22 protein-coding genes are annotated in these 22,823 nt (G+C 68.3%); 11 read left to right on the forward strand and 11 right to left on the reverse strand.

Annotated elements, in window-relative coordinates:
* Positions 1–5: 5 nt before the first annotated feature.
* Genes PBT88_RS02530 through rimP form a run of 4 tightly spaced genes read right to left on the reverse strand, consistent with a single transcriptional unit; the run spans position 6 to position 3,205 of the window.
* Positions 6–800 carry a DUF448 domain-containing protein gene (locus PBT88_RS02530; RefSeq protein WP_407696506.1) on the reverse strand — a complete coding sequence of 265 codons (795 nt, stop codon included), beginning with the start codon at positions 798–800 and terminating at the stop codon, positions 6–8.
* Positions 787–1,032: a tautomerase family protein gene (locus PBT88_RS02535; protein ID WP_270077671.1), complete on the reverse strand. Its 246-nt coding sequence runs from the start codon at positions 1,030–1,032 to the stop codon at positions 787–789. Before PBT88_RS02535 ends, PBT88_RS02530 begins: the two co-directional genes overlap by 14 nt.
* Positions 1,032–2,675: a transcription termination factor NusA gene (nusA, locus tag PBT88_RS02540; protein ID WP_270077672.1), complete on the reverse strand. Its 1,644-nt coding sequence runs from the start codon at positions 2,673–2,675 to the stop codon at positions 1,032–1,034. The genes PBT88_RS02535 and nusA overlap by 1 nt, the downstream gene beginning before the upstream one ends.
* A 2-nt stretch (positions 2,676–2,677) precedes the next feature.
* Positions 2,678–3,205, reverse strand: coding sequence for a ribosome maturation protein RimP (gene rimP / locus PBT88_RS02545; protein ID WP_270077673.1), 528 nt, complete (start codon positions 3,203–3,205; stop codon positions 2,678–2,680).
* Between the two features lie 264 nt (positions 3,206–3,469).
* Here rimP and PBT88_RS02550 point away from each other — a divergent pair, with 264 nt between their 5' ends.
* Positions 3,470–4,633, forward strand: a complete 1,164-nt coding sequence (locus PBT88_RS02550) for a PQQ-dependent sugar dehydrogenase (RefSeq protein WP_270077674.1) — start codon at positions 3,470–3,472, stop codon at positions 4,631–4,633.
* 21 nt (positions 4,634–4,654) lie between these two features.
* Here the strand turns inward: PBT88_RS02550 and PBT88_RS02555 are convergent, their stop codons facing one another.
* From PBT88_RS02555 to kdsA, 3 genes are all read right to left on the reverse strand, one after another.
* Positions 4,655–5,965 carry a chloride channel protein gene (locus PBT88_RS02555; protein ID WP_270077675.1) on the reverse strand — a complete coding sequence of 437 codons (1,311 nt, stop codon included), beginning with the start codon at positions 5,963–5,965 and terminating at the stop codon, positions 4,655–4,657.
* 249 nt (positions 5,966–6,214) lie between these two features.
* The gene (locus PBT88_RS02560) at positions 6,215–7,240 is read right to left on the reverse strand and encodes a phytanoyl-CoA dioxygenase family protein (protein WP_270077676.1); all 1,026 of its coding nucleotides are present in this window, start codon (positions 7,238–7,240) and stop codon (positions 6,215–6,217) included.
* A gap of 83 nt (positions 7,241–7,323) precedes the next feature.
* Positions 7,324–8,154: a 3-deoxy-8-phosphooctulonate synthase gene (gene kdsA, locus PBT88_RS02565; RefSeq protein WP_270077677.1), complete on the reverse strand. Its 831-nt coding sequence runs from the start codon at positions 8,152–8,154 to the stop codon at positions 7,324–7,326.
* A gap of 195 nt (positions 8,155–8,349) precedes the next feature.
* Here kdsA and PBT88_RS02570 point away from each other — a divergent pair, with 195 nt between their 5' ends.
* From PBT88_RS02570 to PBT88_RS02590, 5 genes are read left to right on the forward strand one after another with little or no spacing between them, the layout of a single operon-like run.
* Positions 8,350–9,336 (forward strand): KpsF/GutQ family sugar-phosphate isomerase, encoded by a 987-nt coding sequence (locus PBT88_RS02570; protein WP_270077678.1) that lies wholly within the window; start codon positions 8,350–8,352, stop codon positions 9,334–9,336.
* Between the two features lie 12 nt (positions 9,337–9,348).
* On the forward strand, positions 9,349–10,182 hold the full coding sequence (locus PBT88_RS02575; RefSeq protein ID WP_270077679.1) for a 3-deoxy-manno-octulosonate cytidylyltransferase: 834 nt from the start codon (positions 9,349–9,351) through the stop codon (positions 10,180–10,182).
* 8 nt (positions 10,183–10,190) lie between these two features.
* Positions 10,191–10,820: a histidine phosphatase family protein gene (locus PBT88_RS02580; protein ID WP_270077680.1), complete on the forward strand. Its 630-nt coding sequence runs from the start codon at positions 10,191–10,193 to the stop codon at positions 10,818–10,820.
* Positions 10,817–12,511 (forward strand): capsular polysaccharide export protein, LipB/KpsS family, encoded by a 1,695-nt coding sequence (locus tag PBT88_RS02585; protein ID WP_270077681.1) that lies wholly within the window; start codon positions 10,817–10,819, stop codon positions 12,509–12,511. Before PBT88_RS02580 ends, PBT88_RS02585 begins: the two co-directional genes overlap by 4 nt.
* A complete protein-coding gene (locus tag PBT88_RS02590; RefSeq protein ID WP_270077682.1) occupies positions 12,508–13,716 on the forward strand; it encodes a glycosyltransferase family 4 protein in 1,209 nt (402 codons plus the stop codon). The genes PBT88_RS02585 and PBT88_RS02590 overlap by 4 nt, the downstream gene beginning before the upstream one ends.
* A 58-nt stretch (positions 13,717–13,774) precedes the next feature.
* Here the strand turns inward: PBT88_RS02590 and PBT88_RS02595 are convergent, their stop codons facing one another.
* Together PBT88_RS02595 and PBT88_RS02600 are read right to left on the reverse strand one after the other, a co-directional pair.
* Positions 13,775–14,413: a sterol desaturase family protein gene (locus PBT88_RS02595; protein ID WP_270077683.1), complete on the reverse strand. Its 639-nt coding sequence runs from the start codon at positions 14,411–14,413 to the stop codon at positions 13,775–13,777.
* A 145-nt stretch (positions 14,414–14,558) separates the two neighbouring features.
* Positions 14,559–15,782 carry a capsule biosynthesis protein gene (locus tag PBT88_RS02600; RefSeq protein ID WP_270077684.1) on the reverse strand — a complete coding sequence of 408 codons (1,224 nt, stop codon included), beginning with the start codon at positions 15,780–15,782 and terminating at the stop codon, positions 14,559–14,561.
* A 392-nt stretch (positions 15,783–16,174) separates the two neighbouring features.
* Between PBT88_RS02600 and PBT88_RS02605 the strand changes: the two genes are divergently transcribed.
* The gene (locus PBT88_RS02605) at positions 16,175–17,566 is read left to right on the forward strand and encodes an LTA synthase family protein (protein ID WP_270077685.1); all 1,392 of its coding nucleotides are present in this window, start codon (positions 16,175–16,177) and stop codon (positions 17,564–17,566) included.
* Positions 17,567–17,593: 27 nt separating this feature from the next.
* Here PBT88_RS02605 and trmB read toward each other — a convergent pair whose 3' ends face one another.
* Positions 17,594–18,292 carry a tRNA (guanine(46)-N(7))-methyltransferase TrmB gene (gene trmB, locus PBT88_RS02610; RefSeq protein WP_270077686.1) on the reverse strand — a complete coding sequence of 233 codons (699 nt, stop codon included), beginning with the start codon at positions 18,290–18,292 and terminating at the stop codon, positions 17,594–17,596.
* Positions 18,293–18,379: 87 nt separating this feature from the next.
* Between trmB and PBT88_RS02615 the strand changes: the two genes are divergently transcribed.
* From PBT88_RS02615 to PBT88_RS02625, 3 genes are all read left to right on the forward strand, one after another.
* A complete protein-coding gene (locus PBT88_RS02615) occupies positions 18,380–18,700 on the forward strand; it encodes a hypothetical protein (RefSeq protein ID WP_270077687.1) in 321 nt (106 codons plus the stop codon).
* Between the two features lie 320 nt (positions 18,701–19,020).
* Positions 19,021–19,569 carry a hypothetical protein gene (locus tag PBT88_RS02620; protein ID WP_270077688.1) on the forward strand — a complete coding sequence of 183 codons (549 nt, stop codon included), beginning with the start codon at positions 19,021–19,023 and terminating at the stop codon, positions 19,567–19,569.
* Between the two features lie 118 nt (positions 19,570–19,687).
* Positions 19,688–20,539: a class I mannose-6-phosphate isomerase gene (locus PBT88_RS02625; protein WP_270077689.1), complete on the forward strand. Its 852-nt coding sequence runs from the start codon at positions 19,688–19,690 to the stop codon at positions 20,537–20,539.
* Positions 20,540–20,601: 62 nt separating this feature from the next.
* Here PBT88_RS02625 and PBT88_RS02630 read toward each other — a convergent pair whose 3' ends face one another.
* Positions 20,602–21,333: a Crp/Fnr family transcriptional regulator gene (locus tag PBT88_RS02630; RefSeq protein ID WP_270077690.1), complete on the reverse strand. Its 732-nt coding sequence runs from the start codon at positions 21,331–21,333 to the stop codon at positions 20,602–20,604.
* Positions 21,334–21,492: 159 nt separating this feature from the next.
* Here PBT88_RS02630 and murA point away from each other — a divergent pair, with 159 nt between their 5' ends.
* Positions 21,493–22,776: a UDP-N-acetylglucosamine 1-carboxyvinyltransferase gene (gene murA, locus PBT88_RS02635; protein WP_270077691.1), complete on the forward strand. Its 1,284-nt coding sequence runs from the start codon at positions 21,493–21,495 to the stop codon at positions 22,774–22,776.
* Positions 22,777–22,823: the final 47 nt, after the last annotated feature.

Below are 22,823 nucleotides of genomic sequence, written 5' to 3' on the forward strand. Positions count from 1 at the left end.
AATCCTCAAACATCGTCGCCAGCGGCCGGGCCGCGGACGTTTTCCAAACCAGCAGGGGCCGAAGCGCCCCGCGATATATCGCGAGGCTCGGCCTCACCTATCCGTCCGATAAATCCATGCCCCACGAACGCACGCCATCGGGTGAGCGCGTGGCCGACACGGTGGGCGGCAGCCCGGTCTGTCAGGGCGACATGTACCACATTTTCGCGCCCGAGCGCCATCGCCAATATGGTGCGGGGAAGCGGCAAGTCCAGACCCCGGAGGCCCGAACCCTCGGCATCCGACCCGACTCGCAGCGCCTGATCGAGCTTGCGCGATCCGTCGGTGCCGGCATCGGCGGCGTGCATCAGCATCTGGACGCGGCCCTTGCGCGCCGCCTCCTCGATCCGATCCGATCCGAGCACGAGCATACCGGCGCGCGACTCCAGCCCGAGCCGATCGAGGAAGCTGCGCTCCAGCGCGGTCTCGATCAGCAGGCCGAGATCGTCGGGAATCGAGAGCGGCTTGCCCTTGAAGGCACGCGCGAGCGCGCCCTTGAGCTTGCCCTTCGCCTGCGCCGCCTCCAGCGCCGGGCGATCGACGCCGATCCAGGCGCCGCGGCCGGGCGCCTTGGCGCGCACGTCGGGCAGCACCTGGCCTTCCGGCCCGATGGCGAGCCGGATCAGCGCGTCACGCGGCTCATGCGCGCCGGTGAGGATGCATTTGCGTTCGGGCACATGCGGAGGCTGGCCCCGGCCGGGGGCCTTGCCTGCGTCGGCTCCACGATCTGTCGGATCGACTAGATGCTCATCGTTTTCCATCCGCAGAAGCGACCTCCTGCGGCTGGGCGTCTGGCGACGCGGGGGGAGCGCGGTCGGCGATCAGGATGCCGCCGGCCCCGTAATTCTCGGTATCGATTTCCTCGATCACGATCTGGACGGCGGCCGGGCTCTTGCCCAGCCGCGCGACCAGCGAGCCCGTCACATCGGCGACGATGCCCGCTTTCTGCTCCTTCGTGGCGGAGCCTGCGATCCGGATCGAAACGAACGGCATCAGGCCTCGCTCTCCTCGTTCACCGCGTCCGGCGCGGCATCCGCCGGTGCGGCTTCGCTATCGGCGAACCAGCCGGCGGCATGGCGCGCGGCCATGATGATCTCGTTGCCCTGGGCTTCGGTGAGGCCATATTCGGCGAGGATGCCGGCCTTGTCCTCGGCGCGCTGCGGCTTGACCGGCGCGTTCTCGGCGCGGCGGCGCGGCTCGGCGCGCTTCTTCTGGACCAGCTCGTCGGTGGCGAGATCGCCGATATCGTCGAGCGTCTTGACCCCGGCCTTGCCGAGCGTGACCAGCATCGCCTCGGTCATGTAGGGCAGCTCGAGCAGCGCATCCTCGACGCCATAGCCGATGCGGGCCTCGCGGTTCGCCGATTCCTTGCGATCGAGCGCTTCCTGCGCGCGATTCTGGAGTTCGGCGGCGAGATCCTCGTCAAAGCCTTCGATCGCGCTGATCTCGGCGATGTCGACATAGGCGACCTCTTCGAGGCTGCTGAAGCCCTCGGCGACGAGCAGCTGGGCCAGCGTCTCGTCGACGTCCAGCTCGCCCTCGAACATGCCGGAGCGCTCGACGAATTCCTTCTGGCGCTTCTCGGAGGCGTCGGCCTCGGTCAGGATGTCGATCGCCTTGCCGGTCAGCTGGCTGGCGAGGCGGACATTCTGGCCGCGGCGGCCGATGGCGAGGCTGAGCTGATCGTCGGGGACGACCACCTCGATGCGCTCGTCATCCTCGTCGATCACGACGCGGGCGACATTGGCCGGCTGGAGCGCGTTGACCACGAAGGTGGCGACGTCCGGCGACCAGGGGATGATGTCGATCTTCTCGCCCTGCATCTCCTGCACGACGGCCTGCACGCGGCTGCCCTTCATGCCGACGCAGGCGCCGACCGGATCGATGCTCGAGTCGCGGCTGATCACGCCGATCTTGGCGCGCGAGCCCGGATCGCGGGCGGCGGCCATGATCGTGATCACGCCGTCGTAGATTTCCGGCACTTCCTGCGCGAACAGCTTCTTCATGAAGTCGGGATGCGCGCGGCTCAGGAAGATCTGGGGGCCGCGCACTTCGCGGGCGACCTTGAGGATCAGCGAACGGATGCGATCGCCGACGCGGACGACTTCGCGCGGGATCTGCGCGTCGCGGCGGATGACGCCCTCGGCGCGGCCGAGATCGACGACGACATGGCCGAACTCGACGCGCTTGACGACGCCGGTGATGATCTCGCCGACGCGATCCTTGAACTCACCATATTGGCGCTCGCGCTCGGCATCGCGGACCTTCTGGAAGATGATCTGCTTGCTGGCCTGCGCCTGGATGCGGCCGAACTCGATCGGGGGCAGCGGATCGACGATATAGTCGCCGATCGCCGCGCCCTTCTGGAGCTTCTCGGCATCCGGGACGGACATCTGGGTGAAATAGTTATCGACGGCGTCGACCACCTCGACCACGCGCCACAGGCGCAGATCGCCGGTGCGCGGATCGATCTTGGCGCGAATGTCGTTCTCGGCGCCGTAGCGGGTCTTGGCGGCGCGCTGGATCGCGTCCTCCATCGCCTCGATCACGATCTCGCGATCGATGAGCTTCTCCTTGGCCACCGAATCGGCGATGGCGAGAAGTTCGGCCCTGTTGGCGGAAATGGCGGTGGCCACGATCAGGCTTCCTTTTCGATGATACGGTCCGCACCCTCGGCAGAGAGCGGTGCGGTGGCCTTGATGAGCGCGTCGGTCAAGAGCAGCTTGGCGGACGCGATGGCGGTGAAGGGGAGATGGAACGCGCCACCCTTGGCAAGCTCCATGGTGATGGTGCCGTCGGTGATGCCGACGATGCGGCCGTCGAGCTGCTTGCGCGCGTCGATCGGCTCGACCAGCCGGATGCGGGCGTCGAAGCCCGTCCAGTCGGTGAAATCGGCCTCGCGGGTCAGCGGCCGGTCGATGCCGGGCGAGGACACTTCGAGCCGATAGGCCTCCTCGATCGGATCGGCGGCATCCAGCACTTCGGAGACGCGGCGGCTGAGCGCCTCGCAGTCGGACAGGTCGAGCTGGCGGGTATCCGGTCGCTCGGCCATGATCTGCAACGTCGGATCGGATTTGCCGCCGAACATCTTCACCCGCACGAGGTCGAGCCCCAGAGCCTTGGCTTCGGGTTCGATCAGGGCGGCGATGGTGGCGATATCGGTCATGCAAATCCCGGCTGGCCAAAAGGCTATGGAACGTTCGAGCGCCTTCCAGCCGGCCCCGGTGGGACCAGCCTCGGCAGAGTTTCCAATGTCGAGAAGGCGTGAGCTATATAATCCGGTTGACGGTGATCGGCAAGCGTGGTCGGCATAAAGCCCAGACCGGGCCATAAGGGCCGGATATTGCCAGCTTCGGAGCCGATCCTGATGCGCCATTCCGCCGCCGCTTTCGCTCTCCTCGTGGCCATGCCGATCGCCGCGACGGTCACGATGCCCGCTGCCGCAGAGCAGAATTTCGGCAATGCCACGCCCAATCCGGTGCAGCCCTTCACCGTCACGCCGGTGGCGACCTTCGATACCCCCTGGGCGATCGCCTTCCTGCCCGACGGGCACATGCTGATCACCGAGAAGCCCGGCAAACTCTACCTCGTCAGCCAGGCCGGATCGAAGCAGCAGGTCACCGGCGTGCCCAAGGTGCATTATGAAGGGCAGGAGGGGCTGCTGGATGTCGCGGTCTCGCCCCATTTCGCCACCGATCGGATGATCTATCTGAGCTATGCGGAGCCGGGGGCGGGCGGTTCGGGCCTCGCCGTCGCGCGCGGCAGGCTGATCGGCACGACATTGGCCGGCCTGACCGTGATCTGGCGCCAGCTGCCCAAGGGCAAGGGCGGCCAGGATGGCGGGGTGATGACCTTCGATCCGTCCGGCCAGCATCTGTTCCTCGCGGTGGGCGAGCGGATGCGCTTCACCCCGGCGCAGGATCCCAACCAGTCGCTCGGCAAGATTTTGCGGCTGACCCTCGACGGCAAACCGGCCCCCGGCAATCCGGGCTATGGCAAGACCGGCACGGCGACGGTGCCGCTTACCGATCCGCCCCGGGATACGGTAGCGGCGACGGATGCGCCGGCGCGCCAGGTGGCGCTGCCCGACCCCAACCTCACCCCGGCCGAAACCTGGAGCAGCGGCCACCGCAATCCCTACGGCCTCGCCTTCGATGCGAAGGGCGCGCTCTGGGAGGTCGAGATGGGGCCGAAGGGCGGCGACGAGCTCAACATCATCAAGCCGGGCCGCAATTATGGCTGGCCGGTGGTGTCCAACGGCATCAATTATGACGGCGCCCCGATCCCGAAGCACGATACCCATCCCGCCTTCGAAAAGCCGGTGGTCTACTGGACGCCGGTGATCGCGCCCGCCGGATTCGCCTTCTACGACAAGGGGCTGTTCCCCCAGTGGAAGGGTTCGGCGTTCATCGGCGGGCTGCGCAGCGAGGCGCTGATCCGCATCGCCTTCGGCGGCGCCAACGGCGCGCGCGAGGCCGATCGCTGGGACATGGGCCATCGCATCCGCGACGTCGCCGTCGGGCCGGACGGCGCGCTGTGGCTGATCGAGGATGAGGAAGGCGGCCGCCTGCTCAAGCTGACGCCGAAGACATAGCCCTGATTCCCGCGATCGCGGTCAGTGCGCGGGGGCTTCGGCGTCCTTGGGCAGGAATGCCTGCGAAAGCCCATGATAGAGCCGCTCGCGGCAGACCAGCCCGGCGACCGAATCGGCGATCAGCGCGGTGGCGAGCAGCGGCAGCAGCAGGCCGTGGCTCGCCGTCGCCTCCGAGATGATCACCACGGCGGTGAGCGGCGCGCGCACCACGCCGGTGAAATAGCCGATCATGCCGAGCAGCACGACCGGCCCTGCCGCCGATGCCGGGAACAGCCCGCGCAGCAGATCGCCGAGCCCCGCACCGGCGGCGAGCGACGGCGCGAAGATGCCGCCCGGCAGGCCGGAGAGCGCGGTCGCCAGCGTCGCGGCGAACTTGGCGGGGCCGAACCAGGCCGGCGCGTCGGCGCCGATGATGATCAGCCGCGCCGGCTCGTAGCTGGTGCCCCAGGTCAGCCCGGTCGCGCAGCCGATGCCGGCGACGATCAGCCCCATCACGGCCGCGGTCCGCACCGGCCGGGCACGGACCCACAGGATCGGCGCCCGGCGGGAGACGTTGAAATCGAGCATCAGCCGCGAGAACAGGCCGCCGGTGATGCCGCCGACGATGCCGGCCACCGGCACCACCAGCAGCGCCCGGCCGAACGCCAGCGTATCGGTCATCGCGCCGAAATAGACATAGTCGCCGGCCAGCCCGAGGCTGACCATGCCGGAGATCAGCACGGCGGTCATCACCAGCAACGTCATGCGCTGCTCATAGGCGGCGGCGAGCTCCTCGATCGCGAAGGTGACGCCGGCCAGCGGGGTGTTGAACGCCGCCGCCACGCCGGCCGCGCCGCCCGCCACCATCACCGAGGCGCGCACCGGCACCCGGAACAGCCTGTGGGCATAGGCCATGATCGTCGCCGAAATCTGCACCGTCGGCCCCTCGCGGCCGACCGACGCGCCCGCCAGCAGTGCCAGCAGCGTGACCACGAACTTCACCGTCGCCGTCTTGGCCGAGGCGAGCGTGCGCAGCGATCCTTCGGGATCGACCCGCGCCGCCATGATTTGCGGAATGCCCGATCCGCGGGCTTCCGGCGCGATCCGCCGGGTGATCCACACCAGCCCGGCGAAGGCCAGCGGCGTGAGGATCAGCGGCGCCCATTTGGCGAGATGGTAGAATTGCATGAACAGGTCGTTCGCCTCGTCCGCCAGCCTGGCGAAGAGCAAGGCGGCAAGGCCGAGCGCGACGGCGCCGGTGAGGATCGCGGCGCGCTTGCGCCAGATCGGCGCGGTCGGGCCATGGCGCCGCGCGAGGATCAGCGCGCGATCGAGCGATCCGTGGCGTCTCATGCGCCCTTCATCCGGCGGGGCGCATCGCCATCGGGAGCAGGTGGGCCATCGGGAGCAGGTGGCCCGCCGGATGATGGCGCAGGGACGTTCGTAATCACCGGATAACCACCATCAAGCGTTGGAGTTTGCGCATAGCGCTGCCCCTGACCGGATAGCTTGCCGATCAGCGTAGCGAAACCCGTAACCGGCAAACCTTTTCGGGCATCCGCCGGCAGGCCGGCGGATCGGCAGGCCGGCGATGCCGCGTGTTCAGGCGTCGTGATCCATCGGCGTGCGCGTGCCGACCGGTCGCCATGGCTGGCCGATCCGCTGCTCCAGCCGGTCGCGCAGGCGCCACAGCCAGTTCACCCGGCGTTCCGCGATGCCGGGCAGGCTGAGCAGGTCGCCGCCCAGCCAGGGCAGGAACGGGTTGCGCCGGGCATAGGACCAGATTTCCACCCGCTCGCCGGGCCGCGCGGAGGTGCCGCGGGCGTGGAAGCCCACGGTATCGGCCACCACCAGGGTATTGCCGGGCACCGCCAGCCCCTCGGGCGCCGGCAACTTCATCGCCGCGATCTCCTGGGCGGGAATGCGGGGCGATCCGCGGGCGTCCAGGCGATCGATCATGCGCGGATCGGCGAGAGAGCGACGATGTTCCCATGCGAGTCGCTCGGGCGTGAAGCGGTGCGATCCGCGCACATAGGTGAACGGCCCTTCGTCCTCCGCCACCGGGTTGAGGAACAGCCAGGCCTTGAGTGAGGAATGGAAGCTGTCCGCGTGCAGCGCCTCCTGCGGGTCGGCCTCGTTCGAACCGTCATGGCTGACGATCGTCTGGATATAATGCAGCGGCGTGGTGCGGAAGCTCGCGACATAATGGAACAGGGCGACGATGTCCTCGCGCTCCAGCAGCATCCGCACGGCCGGGATGGCGCTGAGCATGGCAGGGTCGATCGCCATCCGGCGGGTGATCGCATCGCCCTGCCGCATCTCGCGGGCCGGCCCGCGGTAGGACAGGATCGCTTCGCGCAGCGCGGGAAATTCGGCGATCGGCACGACATCGGGAATGGCGACGAACCCGTCGCGATCAAAGGCCTCGCGCCAGTCCGGGCGAACCTTGCGGGCCAGTCGCCGGCGACGCCAGGTACACAGCCCTGCGGCCAGCCTGACCCGGGCAAGATGCAGGCCACGCGCGTTCAGCCGGCGGGAGCCGATCAGCGGATTGTCGAGGAAGCTCTTGGCCGATGTCAGCAGTTGCAGGGCCCAGATCGGCGCCAGCAGCACCGTTCCGATCGTCATTCTCTTCGCGCCTTGGGCCATGCCGGGCATTTCCGCCAAGATCGCGGCCGATGCAACGGGAATGATCGCCGGCCTGGCGTGTTTCAGGCGCCCTTCACCGCCGCGTCGATCGCCTGCAACCGGGCCAGCAGCGGCTCGAAATGATCGAGCGGCAGGGCATTCGGGCCGTCCGACAGCGCCTGGTCGGGGTCGGGGTGGGTTTCCATGAACACGCCCGACACCCCGGCGGCGGTCGCGGCGCGGGCCAGCAGCGGCACATATTCGCGCTGGCCGCCCGACCGTTCGCCGAGCCCGCCCGGCTGCTGCACCGAATGGGTCGCATCGAACACCACCGGGCAGCCGGTTTCCGCCATGATCGCGAGCCCGCGCATGTCCGACACCAGCGTGTTGTAGCCGAAGGACGTGCCGCGCTCGCACAGCAGGAAGGAATCGGGATCATGCCCCGCCGCGGACGCGGCATTGCGCGCCTTGGCGACGACCTGGTTCATGTCGGCGGGCGCCATGAACTGCGCCTTCTTGATGTTGACCGGCTTGCCCGAAGCGGCGACCGCGGCGATGAAATCGGTCTGTCGGGCGAGGAAGGCGGGGGTCTGCAACACGTCGACGACCTGCGCGACCGCAGCGACCTGCGTCGCTTCGTGGACGTCGGTGATGACCGGCAGCCCCGTTTCGGCGCGGACCTTTTCGAGGATGCGGAGGCCTTCCTCCATGCCGAGGCCGCGAAAGGATCGATCCGAACTGCGGTTGGCCTTGTCGAAGGAACTCTTGAAGATGAGCAGGAGGCCGAGGCGACGGGCGACCCCTTCCAACGTTTCGGCGACCCGGAGGGTCAGTTCCTCGCTTTCGATGACGCATGGCCCGGCGATTGCGAATAAGGGGGTGCTGGAATCGACGGTGCGCCCGCAAAGGATCATGGAAAAAGCCTTCCCCGTTCAGTTACTGCAATCCGCCGGAATGATGGGCGCCGCTCTGCCGTGGCAGCGCCGATTCAGCGTGGGGCGCTCTCCTTGGCGGGGAATGAAACTGCTGGCAATCCCTATCGGGTTCAAATATCGGTCGCTTTTAGTGTGAACTGGTAAGCGTCAGTGTAAAGAAAAGGTCGGGAGAATATGAAGAACGGAATTCTTCCGACACGTTACGCGGTGTCGACGTTGAAGACACTGGATATCGAAATGCAGGCGCTTCAGGGGCTCAAGGAGGCGCTGCAAGCCCCCGAATTGAGCCAGGCGGTGGATCGCGCGATCCATGCGCTGGCCGCCACGCGCGGCCGGGTGATCGTCACCGGCATGGGCAAGAGCGGGCATATCGCGCGCAAGATCGCCGCGACGATGCGATCGACCGGCACCTCGGCGCTCTATCTGCATCCGGGCGAGGCCAGCCATGGCGATCTCGGCGTCATCACCCCGCAGGATATCGTGCTGGCCATCACCTGGTCCGGCGAGACGGCGGAATTGGGCGACATCTTCCACTATTGCCATAGCCAGGACGTGACCCTGATCGTCGCCACCTCGCATGCCGACAGCACGGCGGGGCGTGCGGCGGACATCTGCCTGGCGATGCCGGCGGTGCGCGAGGCCTGCCCGAACGAACTGGCGCCGACCTCCTCGACCACCCTGCAGATGGTGATGGGCGATGCGCTGGCGGTGGCCCTGATCGAGGCGCGCGGTTTCACCTCGTCCGATTTCCACGTGCTCCACCCCGGCGGCAAGCTCGGCGCGCAGCTGTGTACGGTGGGCGAGATCATGGGCATCGACGATGCCATTCCGCGCGTCGGGCGCGATGCCTCGCTGACCAGCGCGACGATCGAGATGAGCCGCAAGCGCTATGGCTGCACGGCGGTGGTCGATGAAGCCGGCGGCCTGCTCGGCGCCTTTACCGACGGCGATCTCCGGCGCTGCATCGCCGCCCACGATCTCAACGACAATATCAGCCTGCACATGTCGATGAGCCCCCTGACGGTGGCGCCCGACACGCTGGTTTCCGAGGCGTTGCGGGTGATCAACGAGAATGCCGTGTCGGTGCTGTTCGTCGAGGAGGGCGGTCGGCTGGTGGGGATCGTCCACATGCACGACATCGTCAGGGCCGGAGTTGCCTGATACGGAGCGGGCGTGACTGCCGTTTCCGCAACTCCCGCCACGCTGATCGTCGTGCCTGCGCGATTCGGATCGACGCGCCTGCCCGGCAAGCCGCTGCGGCCGATCGCGGGCCGCACCCTGCTGGAACGCGTGGTCGCGGTGGCGCACCGTGCCGCGATCATGGCGGGCGACTGCGACGTCGTGGTGGCGACCGACGATCTGCGCATCGCCGATCATGCGCGCGATATCGGCGCCGAGGTCGCGATGACCGCGCCGGATCTCGATTCCGGCTCGTCGCGCGCCTGTGCGGCGGCGATGGCGCGGCCGGCGACGCCGCAATGGGTCATCAACCTGCAGGGCGATGCCCCGTTCGTGCCGCCGTCGGTGGTGGCCGGCCTGATCGCGACGCTGCGAGAAGGCGGCGCCGACGTGGCGACGCCGGTCTACCCGCTCGACTGGGCGCGGCTCGATCGCCTGCGCGCCCACAAGCAGGTCGCGCCGTTCAGCGGCACCACCTGCATCCGGGGAGCGGACGGGCGGGCCCTGTGGTTCTCCAAGGCGATCATCCCCGCGATCCGCGACGAGGACCGTCTGCGGGATACGGGGCCGGTCTCGCCGGTGTGGCAGCATCTCGGGCTCTACGGCTATCGCATGGCGGCGCTGCAATGGTTCGCCGCGGCGCCGCCAAGCCCCTGCGAGACGCTGGAAGGGCTGGAGCAGCTGCGTTTCCTCGAAGGCGGCCGCACCATCGCGACGGTCGCCGTCGATGCGCCCGCCCATGCGATGTCCGGCATCGATACCCTCGCCGACCTCGCGCTGGCCGAGGCGACGATCGCGCGGCTCGGCGATCCCTTCTCGGCCGGCTAGTGCGCGCCATGCCTAAATCGCTACCCGAAACCCTGTTCGTCATCGTCCGCCACGGCAACACCTTCGCCGCCGGGGAAGCCCCCCGTCGCATCGGCGCGCGCACCGATCTGCCGTTGACGGCAGACGGCATGGCGCAGGCCCATGCGCTGGGCGCGCATTTCGCGGCGCTGGGCCTGCGCTTCTCCCGGGTGCTGGTCTCGCCGCTGGCCCGCACGCGGGCGACGGCGAGCGCGATATCGGAGCATCTGCCCGACGCGCCTGCGCCGCAATCCTGCGACTGGTTGCGCGAGATCGACCATGGCCCCGATGAGGATAGGCCGGAGGAGGCGGTGCTGGCCCGGATCGGCGCCGAGGCGCTGGCGGCATGGGACGAGCGTGCCGAGCCCCCACCGGGCTGGACCGTGGATGCCGCCGGCCGGCGGGACGCCTGGCGCGCGCTGTTCGCGACCGATGCCGGCCCGACGCTGCTCGTCACCAGCAACGGCGCGGCACGCTTCGCGCTGCTCGCCGATCCGGCCTTGACTGGCTCGGGCACCGGCGCGCCCGGCCGGATGAAACTGCCGACCGGCGCCTATGGGGTGATCCGCCGCGCGGCGGGCGGTGCGCTGGCATTGGTGGAATGGGGGCGGCGGCCATGACCTCGGCCGCTCTGTTGCGCGCGCCGCCTTTTCCGGGCGTCGATGCCGCGATCACCTTTGCGATGACGGATTCGCCGCCGCCGCCGATCGCGGCGCCGGCCGATCCCGCAGGACTGTTCGCGCTGCTGCGCGAGGCGCGGGTCGGCGGCCGCTTCTGGCTCGATCCGGCGGCACTGGCCCGCCCCGCCGGCACGATCGTGCGCCCGCGCCGTATCGCCGATATCGCGGGGCATCGCGACGCGCTGAGCCCTGCCGAGCGGGGCAAGGCCGTGTGGATCGCACCGGCCTCCGACACGCGCTGGGGTGATGCGCTGGCGCGTCTCGTCGCGGCGGATGGCGGCCAATGGTGCAGGGACGTCGATCCATGGTCGCTGTTGCCGGGGGCGCCATCGCTGGTCGCCCATGGCGACGACGAATGGGTGGCGCTGGCGCGCATCGCCGGTGTCCCGGTGCATGTGCTGTCTCCCGGGCGTTTCGGTGCGCCGGACGAGGACGGCGCCGCGCTTGATCGCAGGGCGGCCGCCGCGCTGGCCGCCGCGTGGCGCAATCCTTTCACGGGCGACGCCACCACCCTGGATGCGATCGTGGATATTCTGGCGGGCTGGCGCGCGATGCTGGAAGCGAACCGCACGATCGTCGCCGCCTGCGGCATGGCCTGGTGGAAGCGGGACGAGATCCGGCGCTTCCTGTGGCATCCGCAACGGCCGCTGCGGATCGTCGCCTCGCCGGCACGGGCACTCCGCATCGCGCGTGATGCAGGCGGCGCGGTGGCGATCTGGCCGTCCCGCGCATCACCGGCGCTGATCGCCAGCGCGCGTGCGCAGGCGGTGCCGCTGGTGCGCGTGGAGGATGGCTTCGTGCGTTCGGTGGGGCTGGGCGTCGATCTGGTGCCGCCCTCCTCGGTGGTGGTGGATCATGCCGGCATCCATTTCGATCCGTCCGGCCCGAGCGACCTCGAATTGATCCTGGCCGGCGCCGAGATCAGCCCGAAGCTGGCCGCACGGGCGCGCGCCCTGCGCGAGGCGATCGTGGCCGCGGGCATCAGCAAATACAGCACGGGCACCGGCACGCCCCTTCACCAGCGCCCATCCGCCGCCGCCGCGTCGCACCGCCTGATCCTCGTGCCGGGGCAGGTGGAGGACGACATGTCGGTGCGGATGGGCGGTGGCGGCCTCACCTCGAACCTCGAACTGCTGCGCCGCGCCCGCGCGCTCGAGCCCGATGCCGAGATATGGTTCCGCCCCCACCCGGATGTCGATGCCGGCCATCGCAAGGGCGCGGTGCCCGACGCGGATATCCTCGCCTATGCCGATCGCATCGTGCGGGGCGGGGGGATGGCCTCCCTGCTTGATACGGTCGATGCGGTGCATGTGCTGACCTCCTTGACCGGCTTCGAGGCACTGATGCGCGGGCGGGAGGTGACGTGCCACGGCACGCCCTTCTATGCCGGATGGGGGCTGACCCGCGATCTGGGCGTCATCCCGGCGCGACGGACCCGTGCGTTGACGCTCGATGCGCTGGTGGCCGGGGTGCTGATCCTCTATCCGCGCTATCTCGATCCCGTCACCGGCCTGCCTTGCCCGCCGGAGATACTGGTCGGCCGTATGGCGTCCGCCCGCACCCCCCATCGCCTCGGCTGGATCGCGCCCTTGCGCCGCTGGCAAGGGCGGCTCATGGCGATGCTACGATGACGACCGACGTGATCCTCGACATTTCGCGCCTGATCTCGCGCGTGCGCTATGCGACGCCCTCGGGCGTCGATCGGGTGGAGATGGCCTACGCCAGGGGTTTGGACGCGCATTATGGCGAGCGGCTGGCATTCGCGGCGGTCCATCCCTCAGGGCTATATGGGCGCCTGAAGCGCGGTGCCGCGCTGGCCTATCTCGACGAACTGGAGCGGCGTTGGTCGAGCGAGGCCGATGGCCCGCGCCAGCGATCAATCGGCGCGGTCCTGCCGCAGCTGCTCAGGCTGCTGCCGACGGGGCGCGACGTCGGCAGGGGCGCCTCCGGACAGAGCGTCTATGTGCAGGCCTCGCCGCATCATCTGACGGATGCCGCCAAGGTGCGCCGCATCCTCGCGCGGGAGCAGGCGAAATTCCTGTGTCTCGTCCACGATCTCATCCCGATCGAATATCCCGAATATGCCCGCCCTTCCGGCGCCGCCTTGCATCGCCGGCGCATGACGACGGTGGCGACGGCGATCGCGGAGACGGGCGGGGCGGCGATCGTCAATTCGGCGGCGACCGGCCGTTCGCTGCGGCCCTGGCTGACACCGGAAACCGCGATCCACGTCGCCCTGCTCGGCACGATGGCGCTGCCGGTGGCGGCCCCCGATCCGGGCGAAGGGCGGCCTTATTTCCTGTGCCTCGGCACCATCGAGCCGCGGAAGAACCATCTGCTGCTGCTCCATCTATGGCGCCATTTCGCCGAGACCCTGCCGCCCGAAAGCGTGCCCCGCCTGATCGTCATCGGCCGCCGGGGCTGGGAGAATGAGCAGATCATCGACATGCTGGAGCGCTGCCCCGCGCTGGAAGGCCATGTCGAGGAACTGGGCGGCTGCCCGGATGGCCGGCTCTCCGCCCTGCTACGGGGCGCGCGGGCGTTGCTGATGCCCTCTTTTGCCGAGGGCTATGGCATGCCGGTGGCGGAGGCGCTGTCGGTGGGCACGCCGGTGATCAGCAGCGACATCGCCGCGTTGCGCGAGGTGGGTGGAGCGGTGCCCGAGTATCTCGATCCGCTCGATGGCGCCGGCTGGAAGGCGGCCGTGCTCGATCACGCGGCGCGGGGGACGCGCCATGCCGCGCAGATGGCGCGCCTGCCCGGCTGGCATAATCCAAGCTGGGCAGAGCATATCGACATCGTCGTCCAGGCGATCGGGCAGCTGCAGTCGGCCTGATAACATGGCGTTCCGGAATGCCTCGACCGCCCGGTGACGGCACCGGGCCGGCGCCCGCTCACGCCGTCCGGTCCGGCCCCTTGAGCGAGGTGATCCGCGAACCGAATACGCGATCCCAGAATATCGCCGAAATCGCGTAATTGCCGGTGGTCTTGGCGTAATGGTGGCGCATGTGATGGTGCTTAAGCGCCGACCCCAGCTTCCCGCGCATCGAGAATTGGTGGCAGGAATAGTGGACCGCATCGTAAATGACGTAGCCGAGCATGAAGCCCAGCGCCGGCCATGTGCCCTGCGCACCCAGCGTTGCCACGAAGGCCAGCCAGGCCAGGCCCATCACCGCGATGCTGACCGGCAACGGCATGAGGCCGCGCAGCGGGTCGTTGGGGCTGTCATGATGATTGCCGTGGATCAGGTAGACCAGCCACTGCACGCCCGGCGAGTCACTCTCGAAATGGAACAGGTAGCGGTGCATCGCATATTCGAACACGGACCATATGAGCAGCCCGACGACGAGAAAGCCCAGGGTCTCCAGCGGGGCATCCAGCGGCCGGGTGCGGTAGCATCCCACCCATGCGACCAGCGGCAGCATGACGATCCAGCCCAGCGCGAAGGTTCGCGCCGAGATGAGGCTGAGCCGCTCCAGCCGTTCGTTCTTGAACAGCCTGACGCGTTGCGGACCTGGAGATGGAGCAGGCATGAGGCGGTCTTCTGGACAGGAGGTGTGCGGGGCTGTCAAGCTCGGAACGTCCTACGAAGCCCGAGATGAGAGCTGGCGACGCGGCGCGGCGCGCGCCGACGGGGTGGATCGATCACGGCGCTGCCCGGGCCGGCTCCATCCTGCGTCATTCGGGCGCAATCGGATGACCTTCGAGCCGCGCCACGGCGTGGCGGACCACCCTGTCGAGCGCCTCTTCGGAAAAGAAGCCGCCGGGGATCAGGCAGCGCTCCACCAGCACGCGGCGAAAGGCCTTGAAGGTCTCGGCCGAAGGCGGTTCAGGATTGCACCAGAAGGAATCGAGGCCATCCTGGCAGGTCAGCTCCGGGATGTCGTAGACCGCATGGCCCAGCGCCACGACCGGCACCCCCGCCGCGAGCGCGAAGGTTCCGCTGGTGCTGTTGATGGTCACGACGCCGCGCGAACCCTGGGTCACCGGCACGATGTCGCCCCAGGCGAGATAATCGACACGATCCGCGACGCCGCTGGCGGCGGCGAAGTCGGCGGCGATCTGTTCCCAGTCCTGCACGCCGTTATCGAGCGGATGCTCCTTGACCACCAGGCGGGTGTCCGCGGGGGCATGGGCGGCGAACGACCCGATCACCAGCTGCAAGGCATCAGCGATACCCACGAACGGCGAATGCAGGCGGATCTGCGCATCGGAATCGAGCTGCATCGGGAACAGGAAATAAGGATCGCCGCTGTTCTGCAATCGGGTGACCAGCGCCGCAGCCTTCGCCTCGCGTTCCTTGCGGCGCGATAGCTTGCGCCACCATCCCATGCCTTCGACCAGCGGATGCCACGGCCGGTGGTTGCTCCAGCCGGGATAGCGCCAGCGTGTCAGCACGTCGGCGAGATTATAGGCGACGCCCTCCATCGCGCGGCGACGGAAGGAGGAGGGAACCTGGCTATGGGCGGGAACGGGGGGAAGGGTCGCGGCGATCGCGCGATACCAGGCGGGATCACGCGGCAGCGAGGAGTGGCCGTTGACGCCGCCCAACTCCAGCGTGACCCAATCGGGCCGGATATAGCCTTCCTCGAAGACATGGACCGGAATCCCGAGGGCGCGACAGACGCGGATCGCCGGCATGTGATGATCGCGACAGTCGCCGAACAGCACCACGTCGGTCACCGCCTTCTCGTGCATCAGCCGCTCGAGCCAGTGCGGCCAGTCCGCCAGCGTGCCGCGATAGTCGATCCCGCCGGGCAGACCCCAGAACAGGCGGTCGCCGCCGTTGAAATTGATCTTGTGTACGCGGTGTCCGGCACCGGTGAGTTCCTGGCCGAGGCGGCGGAACAGCCGGCCCATCAGGCCTTGCAACAGCAGAACGGACCGTGTGCCTCCGGCCATGATTCGATGTTCACGCATACCAGAAAACGGGCTCCGTACAGGCACTCCGGGTATAGCTGGCATATCACGCGCCGGCCGACCCAGCTCGGTCTCTCGGTCAGCGTTAGGGAGGCTTGCCATCCGCGGCAAGTTCGCCGGCCCCTGCATTCCTCAAGACCCCATATTTTCATGACGAAGACACTTGATGACAGCCTTGGTCGCCGTCGTTATGAGCCGATCGCCTTTCGCGGGGCAGGGCGCCAAATGGATGGCAGGCATAGTTCGTTATCAGGTAGCGGCGTACCAATGCAGTGACGTGTGACGGACTGACATATGCGGCACTGCCGGTCGGCAGTGCATTGCTCGCGATTGTGATCGATGCGGTGGTGCGCCCCCGGCGGTCGGATTATCCCATGGCCATGCCGCGCGAAGGGCCAGGGCTGTGGCTGCTCGCCTGCATGACAATCGCGCTCTACGGCCTGTTCCTGGTGCTGTGCGGCAATATCTGGGTGTCGGCCACTCTCGCGTTGGCGGTGCAGGCGCTGCTCGTGCTGGCGTCCAACACCAAACATGCCATGCTCGGCGAATCGTTGCTTTTCTCGGATCTCGCGCTGCTCGGTGCGGTGTTCCGTCATCCCCAATTCTATCTGTCGACGGTGAGGCTTTGGCAGCGCGTGGTGGTCGGCCTTGTCGCGGCCGCGTTGCTGGCGGGGATCGGCTGGCTGTCGGTGGCCGATCCCGGCGCGCACCTCGCGGGGGTGCTGATGCTGGCGGCGGGGTTGGTCGCGCTGGCATTCTCGCTGGCGGTGTCGCCATGGCGGAATCTCGCCCGCGTGCCCGATGCCGACAATGATACCTATCGGCTGGGCCTGTTGCCGGTTCTGCTGCTCTACTGGTGGCGCTGGCGTGAGAGCCGCGATCCGGCGCCCTCGTCGCCCCAGGCTCGCCACGCCCCGCAGGATCCGCCCGAACTTGTCGTCATGATCCAATGCGAGAGCTTCGCCGATCCGGCGGATTTGTTCGGCGATCCCGCACTGGCGCTGCCGGGCCTCGCCTTCGCGCGGCAGCATGCGTGGCAGTGGGGCAATCTCGCGGTCAGCGGCTTCGGTGCCTATACGATGCGAACCGAATATGGCGTGTTGTTCGGACGCGACGAGGATGTGCTCGGCTTCCGGCGCTACGACCCGTTCCTGACCGCGCTGGGCGAGGCGTCCTGGGCGTTGCCGGCGCGGCTCGGGCAGGCGGGCTGGCGCAGCGCCTTCCTGCATCCCCACGACATGCGGTTCTACGGGCGAGACCGGATCATGCCGGCCGGCGGCTTCGCCGAACTGGTCGGCGAGGGCCGCTTCACCCCGCCGGGGCCGGGGGAAGGTCGCTATGTCACCGACGCCGCGATCGCGGATGAAATCCTCGCCCTCGCGAGCGACGCGACCGGGCCGAATTTCTTCTACGCCGTCACGATCGAGAATCACGGTCCCTGGGCGCGGGATGGCGGCGGAGATCTTGTCGACGGCTATCTTCGGCTCGTGCGCAACAGCGACGCCATGCTGACCGATCTGGTGACGCGGCTGGCGGCCTTGAAGCGCCCGGCTCTCCTCGTCTTCTTCGGCGATCATCGGCCCAGCATTCCAGGCGCCACCGCGCCGGGCGGTGCGCGCGATACGCCCTATGTGATGATCCGCATCGACGGGGACGGCAAAATCCGTCCGGGCGACAACCGCTCTCGGGATATCACGCCCGCGGGTCTTCACCACGCGGTGCTCGATACCGTTTTCGGGCCTGTCGCCACATTTCCGGAAGCCTGACCGCGATCGGTTCGGGCGGCCTGCCGGCTATGTGCGCCGATACCGGAAATACCAGACCTCATGGCCCTTGGCGCGGGCCTTGGCTTCGTAGCGGGTCTCGGGCCAGTCGTCCGGGCGGACGAGGAAATCCTGCGGCCCTTCGGCCAGCCATTCGAACTGGGGCAGGCCGGCCATCACCATCATCGCCCAGCGGACATAGACGGGGTGATCGGTGCCGAAGCGGAATTCGCCGCCGGGCTTCAGCTTGGATGCCAGCAGCCCGATCGGGCCCGGGTTCATGAAGCGCCGCTTGGCGTGGCGCGCCTTGGGCCAGGGATCGGGATGGAGCAGCCATGCCCGCTCCAGGCTGGCATCGGGCAGCCGCTCCAGCACTTCGATCGCGTCGCCCATATGGATGCGGACATTGGCCGCGACATCGCGATCGCGGACCTGCATCAGCGCGCCGACCACGCCATCGAGGAAGGGTTCGCAGCCGATGAAACCCATCTCCGGGCGCATCGCGGCCTGTTGGGCCATATGCTCGCCCTTGCCGAAACCGATCTCGATCGCCAGCGGACGGGGCTGGTCGTCCGGGCCAGGGCCGAACAGCGTTTCGGCATCGAGCGCGCCGTCGCCCGGCACGGCGAGGCCTGGCAGCATGTCTTCGAGCAGTTGGGCCTGTCCATCGCGCAAGGCATGGCCCTGGCGGCGGCCATAGAGGCGGCGGATCGTCAGCGGGTCGGTCATCGCGCGCGCCTTAGCGCGTGGTGGCGCGCCTTGCACCCCCGGAACGCACCCGATTGCAACTCGTTGAGGAGGAAGAGGAGATCGACCATGGCCGCAGAACAGGATCCGCGTCTCGACAAGGCGCTCGACAGCATATCCGTCGCCCCGCCCAAGCCGGCGGACGGCGAGACGACCGATCAGGAATTGGCCGGGGAACAGCCCGAGGTGCGCGAGGCGCATGATGCCGAGCATCATGAGGAACTGACGAAGGATCCGTCGGACGAGGAAGGAAAGCTGGACGTCGGGCTCGACGAAAGCTTCCCGAGTTCCGATCCGGCGTCGTCCACCCAGCCGGGGCACAGCGATCCCGCCCCATCCTCCGGCTATGACGAGGACGCGGAGAAGGCACGCGAAAAAGCCGGCCAATAGTCCCTCGTCGCCCTGCACGGGCAGGGCACCCGAGGCTGCCGGCGAACATTTTGCGAGTGTTCAGACCGGCGACGCACGGCTCGGCCGCGGTTCGGCCGCGGCTGGCCGGGCGTGGTCGATGCCGAGCAGCCTAGACTTTGGGCTAGTCACGCATCTGCAACACCCGTGTCGTTTTCCCGACTTTCCACAGCTTTGCGACGTACAGATGTTGCGTCGCAACACGATCCATGCTTCGATTCGGCATCGGAATCGTGGTTGGTTAAGCCTCGCGTAACCGGCGAGGTGTAATCTCCACGACACGAATGGTGGGGAATGACGGCATGGGAACGACGGCAAGACCAGCGGACGGTGCGATGACCTTGGCGGAGATGAAGGAGTTCGCTTCCTTCCCCGCCGCGACGCAGCGATACATCCGCCGGTCTCTGGACGTCGGGCTCGAACGGCAGGATGCGCTCGGGCGATGGTCGCGCGACGTGGTGGAGGCGGCGAGCATCCGCGCCCAGACGCGGGTCTATAGCCGGCTTGACGGTCTGCGCGGCATCATCCCGGACGACAGCGGCCTCGATGCGATGGAGCCGTTCATGGCCCCGCTGGTGACGATCTCGGCGTTCGATCTCGGCCAGGACCGGCTGTGCAGTTTCGGCGCCTACCGCTTCCTCTACGAGCGCCTGCTGGGCGCGCCGGTGCGGCCCTGGCTGCCGGGCGCCTTCTGCGCGGCGGCGGCATTGCCGCATCTCCATCCCGATCGGCGACGCGCGCTGCTCCAGTCGATCAGCGAGGCGGCGGCGACGGCGGCGGGCTGGTCGGCACGCGAACCCAGTTTCTACCCGGAGTGGGTGGAGAAGGTGGACAGCCGGCAGGCCAATTGAGGCCTTGTTGACCGGGTTCGCGGGCTGAATCCCGCGAAATCGTCACGGGCGCTTGAGCGGGCGGAGGAAACACGGCAGGGATTGGGGCGTTCGACGACCCTTGCTCCTGGAGATTCCGATGCCCGCCATCCGCCTCGAAACCAAGCGCGTCGAAAAGCCCTGGGGGCGGCACGATCTGTGGCCGGGCTTCGAGGATGCGCCCGCGGGCAGCCCGCCGATCGGCGAGGTGTGGTTCCAGGCACCGAAGGGCGTCGGCGAGGACGATCCCGAGCTGCTGATCAAATATCTGTTCACCGCCGAGAAGCTCTCGGTGCAGGTCCACCCCACCGACGATTATGCCCGCGCCCATGGCCATGAGCGCGGCAAGAGCGAGGCGTGGCAGATCCTGTCCGCCGATCCGCACGCCACCATCGCGATCGGCACGCTGAAGCCGATGACCAAGGACGAGCTGCGCGCCGATGCCGAGGATGGCTCGATCGACGGCAAGCTGGACTGGAAATCGGTGAAGGCGGACGAGTTCTGGTATTCGCCGGCCGGCACCATCCATGCGATCGGGCCGGGGCTGGTGCTGGTCGAGATCCAGCAGAATGTCGATCTCACCTACCGGCTCTATGATTATGGCAGCGATCGCGAGCTGCATCTGGACGATGGCGTCGCGGTGTCCGATCCGGTGCCCTATATCGCCCCCTTCACGCCTTATGATCTGGGCGAGGGCCGCAGGATCCTGTCCGGCGAGGGCGCCTTCGTGGTCGAGCGCTGGACGAGCGCGCGCGCCGGCACGCTCAAGGCGACGCATGACCGGCCGGTGTGGCTGGTGCCGCTCAAGGGCGACGGGGTGCTGGCGGGCGAGGCGATCGGCGCCGGCGGCGTGTGGCTGGCCGACAGCGACGTCGCGCTGGAGGCGAAGGACGGCATCGATCTGCTGATCGCCTATCCGGGCGGCGCGGTGAACGAGGCGGTGCTCGCCTGAGCGGGCGAGCGGCGTGATGACCGGGGCGCTGCCGCGGCCGGGGTGAACGGCCTGAGCTCCGTTCAGCCTGTCGGCAGCCAGCTGGTGTCGATCGTCGCGAAGCGGTCGATATGGTTGGCGACGCCCGCCAGTCGGGTTTCGTCGAGGATATGAACGCGGCCATGGGTGCGCGCGATCAAGCCCTCTTCCGCCAATTGCCGCATCATCCGGTTGACATGGACGGCGGTGAGCCCGGTCGCGTCGCCAATCTCTTCCTGGGTCAGCGGCAGCGGGATGCCATGGGTGACGTCCTCGCCGCCCGCCCGCAGCCGGCTCGATATGTCGCAGATCAGGGCGGCGACGCGCGCCTTGGCGGAGGTGCGACCGACCGAGGCGAGGCGATCGGCCAGCGCCACCCGCTCGGCCTGCGCCAGCGTGTAGAGCAGCAGGCCGAGGCGCGGATGCCGCTCGAACAATGCCCGCAGGGCGGCCTTGTCGATGATCCGCACCATCGCATCGGTGGCGGCGATCAGCGTGAACGGCGCCTTGTCCCACGGCATGCCGGCATCGCCGGCAAATTCGCAGGGCAGGTGGATCGAGAGGATCTGGCGATTGCCGTCGGGCAGCAGGATCGAGGAATAGAGCCAGCCGCGCTCGACCACATAGAGTTCGCGCGCGGAGGCCTGTTCGGCGCGCAGCACGGTGCCGCGCGGCACCAGCCGTTCGGCCTCTCCCAGCTCCCCGAGCGCATCGCGCTCTGACTCGACAAGACGCAGATACCGGCCGAGCCGCTCCGCCAGAAAGCCTTGATTCACCTGTTCTCCGCTCAAATCCCCGGCGACGCGAAAGCTGTAGGCGGAACGATGCCGTTGCGCGCTAACAACGATCAAGATTTGAAGGACTTGGCGGAATGAGGCGACGAAGCGCCGATGGCCGCCTTGTGCGGCCGCGCGGATGCTCTAGGAAGCGCTGTCATGGATAGGATCGTCATTCGCGGCGGCGCCAAGCTTTCGGGCCGCCTTCCCATCTCCGGTGCCAAGAATGCGGCGCTGACGCTGCTGCCGTGCGCGCTGCTCACGGACGAAGCGCTGACGCTCGGCAATTTGCCGCGCCTCGCCGATGTCGATGGGTTCGGCCATCTGCTGAACGGCATGGGCGTGTCGACCGCGATCGCCGGCGGCAGCCCCGACGAGTTCGGCCGCACCATGACGCTGGACGCGACGCGGATCACGTCCACCACCGCGCCCTATGATTTCGTGCGCAAGATGCGCGCCTCGATCCTCGTGCTCGGCCCGCTGATCGCGCGGATGGGCGAGGCGACCGTCTCGCTGCCCGGCGGCTGCGCGATCGGCAACCGCCCGATCGATCTCCACCTGAAGGCGCTGGAGCAGCTCGGCGCGAAGCTCGAGATCACCGCCGGCTATGTCAAGGCGATGGCGCCCGACGGCGGCCTCAAGGGCGGCCGGATCGTGTTCCCGATCGTCTCGGTCGGCGCGACCGAGAATGCGCTGATGGCGGCGAGCCTCGCCACCGGCGAGACGATCATCGACAATGCCGCGCGCGAGCCGGAAATCGTCGATCTGTGCCATTGCCTCGTCGCGATGGGCGCGGAGATCGAGGGGATCGGCAGCGAGCGGCTGATCGTCCACGGCAAGCCGCGGCTCCACGGTGCCAGCTATCGGGTGATGCCCGATCGCATCGAGGCGGGCAGCTATGCCTGCGCGGCGGCGATCACCGGCGGCGAGCTCGAGCTGGTCGGCGCCGATGCCGAGGCGATGGGCGCGATCCTCGACGGCCTGCGCGAGACCGGGCTGCACATCGCCCCGACGGCGGACGGCGTGAAGGTGGCGGCCGACGGCAAGCTGCGCCCGCTCACGCTCTCGACCGCGCCCTATCCGGCCTTCCCGACCGACATGCAGGCGCAGTTCATGGCGATGCTGACGCTGGCCGACGGCGCCTCGGTGCTGACCGAGACGATCTTCGAGAATCGCTACATGCATGTGCCCGAGCTGGCGCGCATGGGGGCCGATATCCAGGTCCATGGCCGCACCGCGGTGGTGCGTGGCGTCGACCGGCTGGTCGGCGCCGAGGTGATGGCCACCGATCTGCGCGCGTCGATGAGCCTGGTGCTCGCCGGCCTCGCCGCCGAGGGCGAGACGCGGGTGCATCGCGTCTATCATCTCGATCGCGGCTATGAGCGGCTCGAAGAGAAATTGAGCGCGGTCGGCGCCGATATCGAGCGCGAAGCCGATAGCTGAGCGACGCGGATCTCCGCACTTTGTTGAGGATTGATCCTTAGAAGAAA

Source organism: Sphingomonas abietis, assembly GCF_027625475.1.
GTDB lineage: Bacteria > Pseudomonadota > Alphaproteobacteria > Sphingomonadales > Sphingomonadaceae > Solisphingomonas > Solisphingomonas abietis.

Bases quoted from the DNA above. Each gene is read 5' to 3' on its own strand.
- PBT88_RS02530 (WP_407696506.1), bottom strand. From the start codon at position 800: ATGGAAAACGATGAGCATCTAGTCGATCCGACAGATCGTGGAGCCGAC.
- PBT88_RS02535 (WP_270077671.1), bottom strand. From the start codon at position 1,032: ATGCCGTTCGTTTCGATCCGGATCGCAGGCTCCGCCACGAAGGAGCAG.
- rimP (WP_270077673.1), bottom strand. From the start codon at position 3,205: ATGACCGATATCGCCACCATCGCCGCCCTGATCGAACCCGAAGCCAAG.
- PBT88_RS02550 (WP_270077674.1), top strand. From the start codon at position 3,470: ATGCCCGCTGCCGCAGAGCAGAATTTCGGCAATGCCACGCCCAATCCG.
- PBT88_RS02555 (WP_270077675.1), bottom strand. From the start codon at position 5,965: ATGAGACGCCACGGATCGCTCGATCGCGCGCTGATCCTCGCGCGGCGC.
- PBT88_RS02560 (WP_270077676.1), bottom strand. From the start codon at position 7,240: ATGACGATCGGAACGGTGCTGCTGGCGCCGATCTGGGCCCTGCAACTG.
- kdsA (WP_270077677.1), bottom strand. From the start codon at position 8,154: ATGATCCTTTGCGGGCGCACCGTCGATTCCAGCACCCCCTTATTCGCA.
- PBT88_RS02570 (WP_270077678.1), top strand. From the start codon at position 8,350: ATGAAGAACGGAATTCTTCCGACACGTTACGCGGTGTCGACGTTGAAG.
- PBT88_RS02580 (WP_270077680.1), top strand. From the start codon at position 10,191: ATGCCTAAATCGCTACCCGAAACCCTGTTCGTCATCGTCCGCCACGGC.
- PBT88_RS02585 (WP_270077681.1), top strand. From the start codon at position 10,817: ATGACCTCGGCCGCTCTGTTGCGCGCGCCGCCTTTTCCGGGCGTCGAT.
- PBT88_RS02590 (WP_270077682.1), top strand. From the start codon at position 12,508: ATGACGACCGACGTGATCCTCGACATTTCGCGCCTGATCTCGCGCGTG.
- PBT88_RS02595 (WP_270077683.1), bottom strand. From the start codon at position 14,413: ATGCCTGCTCCATCTCCAGGTCCGCAACGCGTCAGGCTGTTCAAGAAC.
- PBT88_RS02600 (WP_270077684.1), bottom strand. From the start codon at position 15,782: ATGGCCGGAGGCACACGGTCCGTTCTGCTGTTGCAAGGCCTGATGGGC.
- PBT88_RS02605 (WP_270077685.1), top strand. From the start codon at position 16,175: ATGGCCATGCCGCGCGAAGGGCCAGGGCTGTGGCTGCTCGCCTGCATG.
- trmB (WP_270077686.1), bottom strand. From the start codon at position 18,292: ATGACCGACCCGCTGACGATCCGCCGCCTCTATGGCCGCCGCCAGGGC.
- PBT88_RS02615 (WP_270077687.1), top strand. From the start codon at position 18,380: ATGGCCGCAGAACAGGATCCGCGTCTCGACAAGGCGCTCGACAGCATA.
- PBT88_RS02620 (WP_270077688.1), top strand. From the start codon at position 19,021: ATGGGAACGACGGCAAGACCAGCGGACGGTGCGATGACCTTGGCGGAG.
- PBT88_RS02625 (WP_270077689.1), top strand. From the start codon at position 19,688: ATGCCCGCCATCCGCCTCGAAACCAAGCGCGTCGAAAAGCCCTGGGGG.
- murA (WP_270077691.1), top strand. From the start codon at position 21,493: ATGGATAGGATCGTCATTCGCGGCGGCGCCAAGCTTTCGGGCCGCCTT.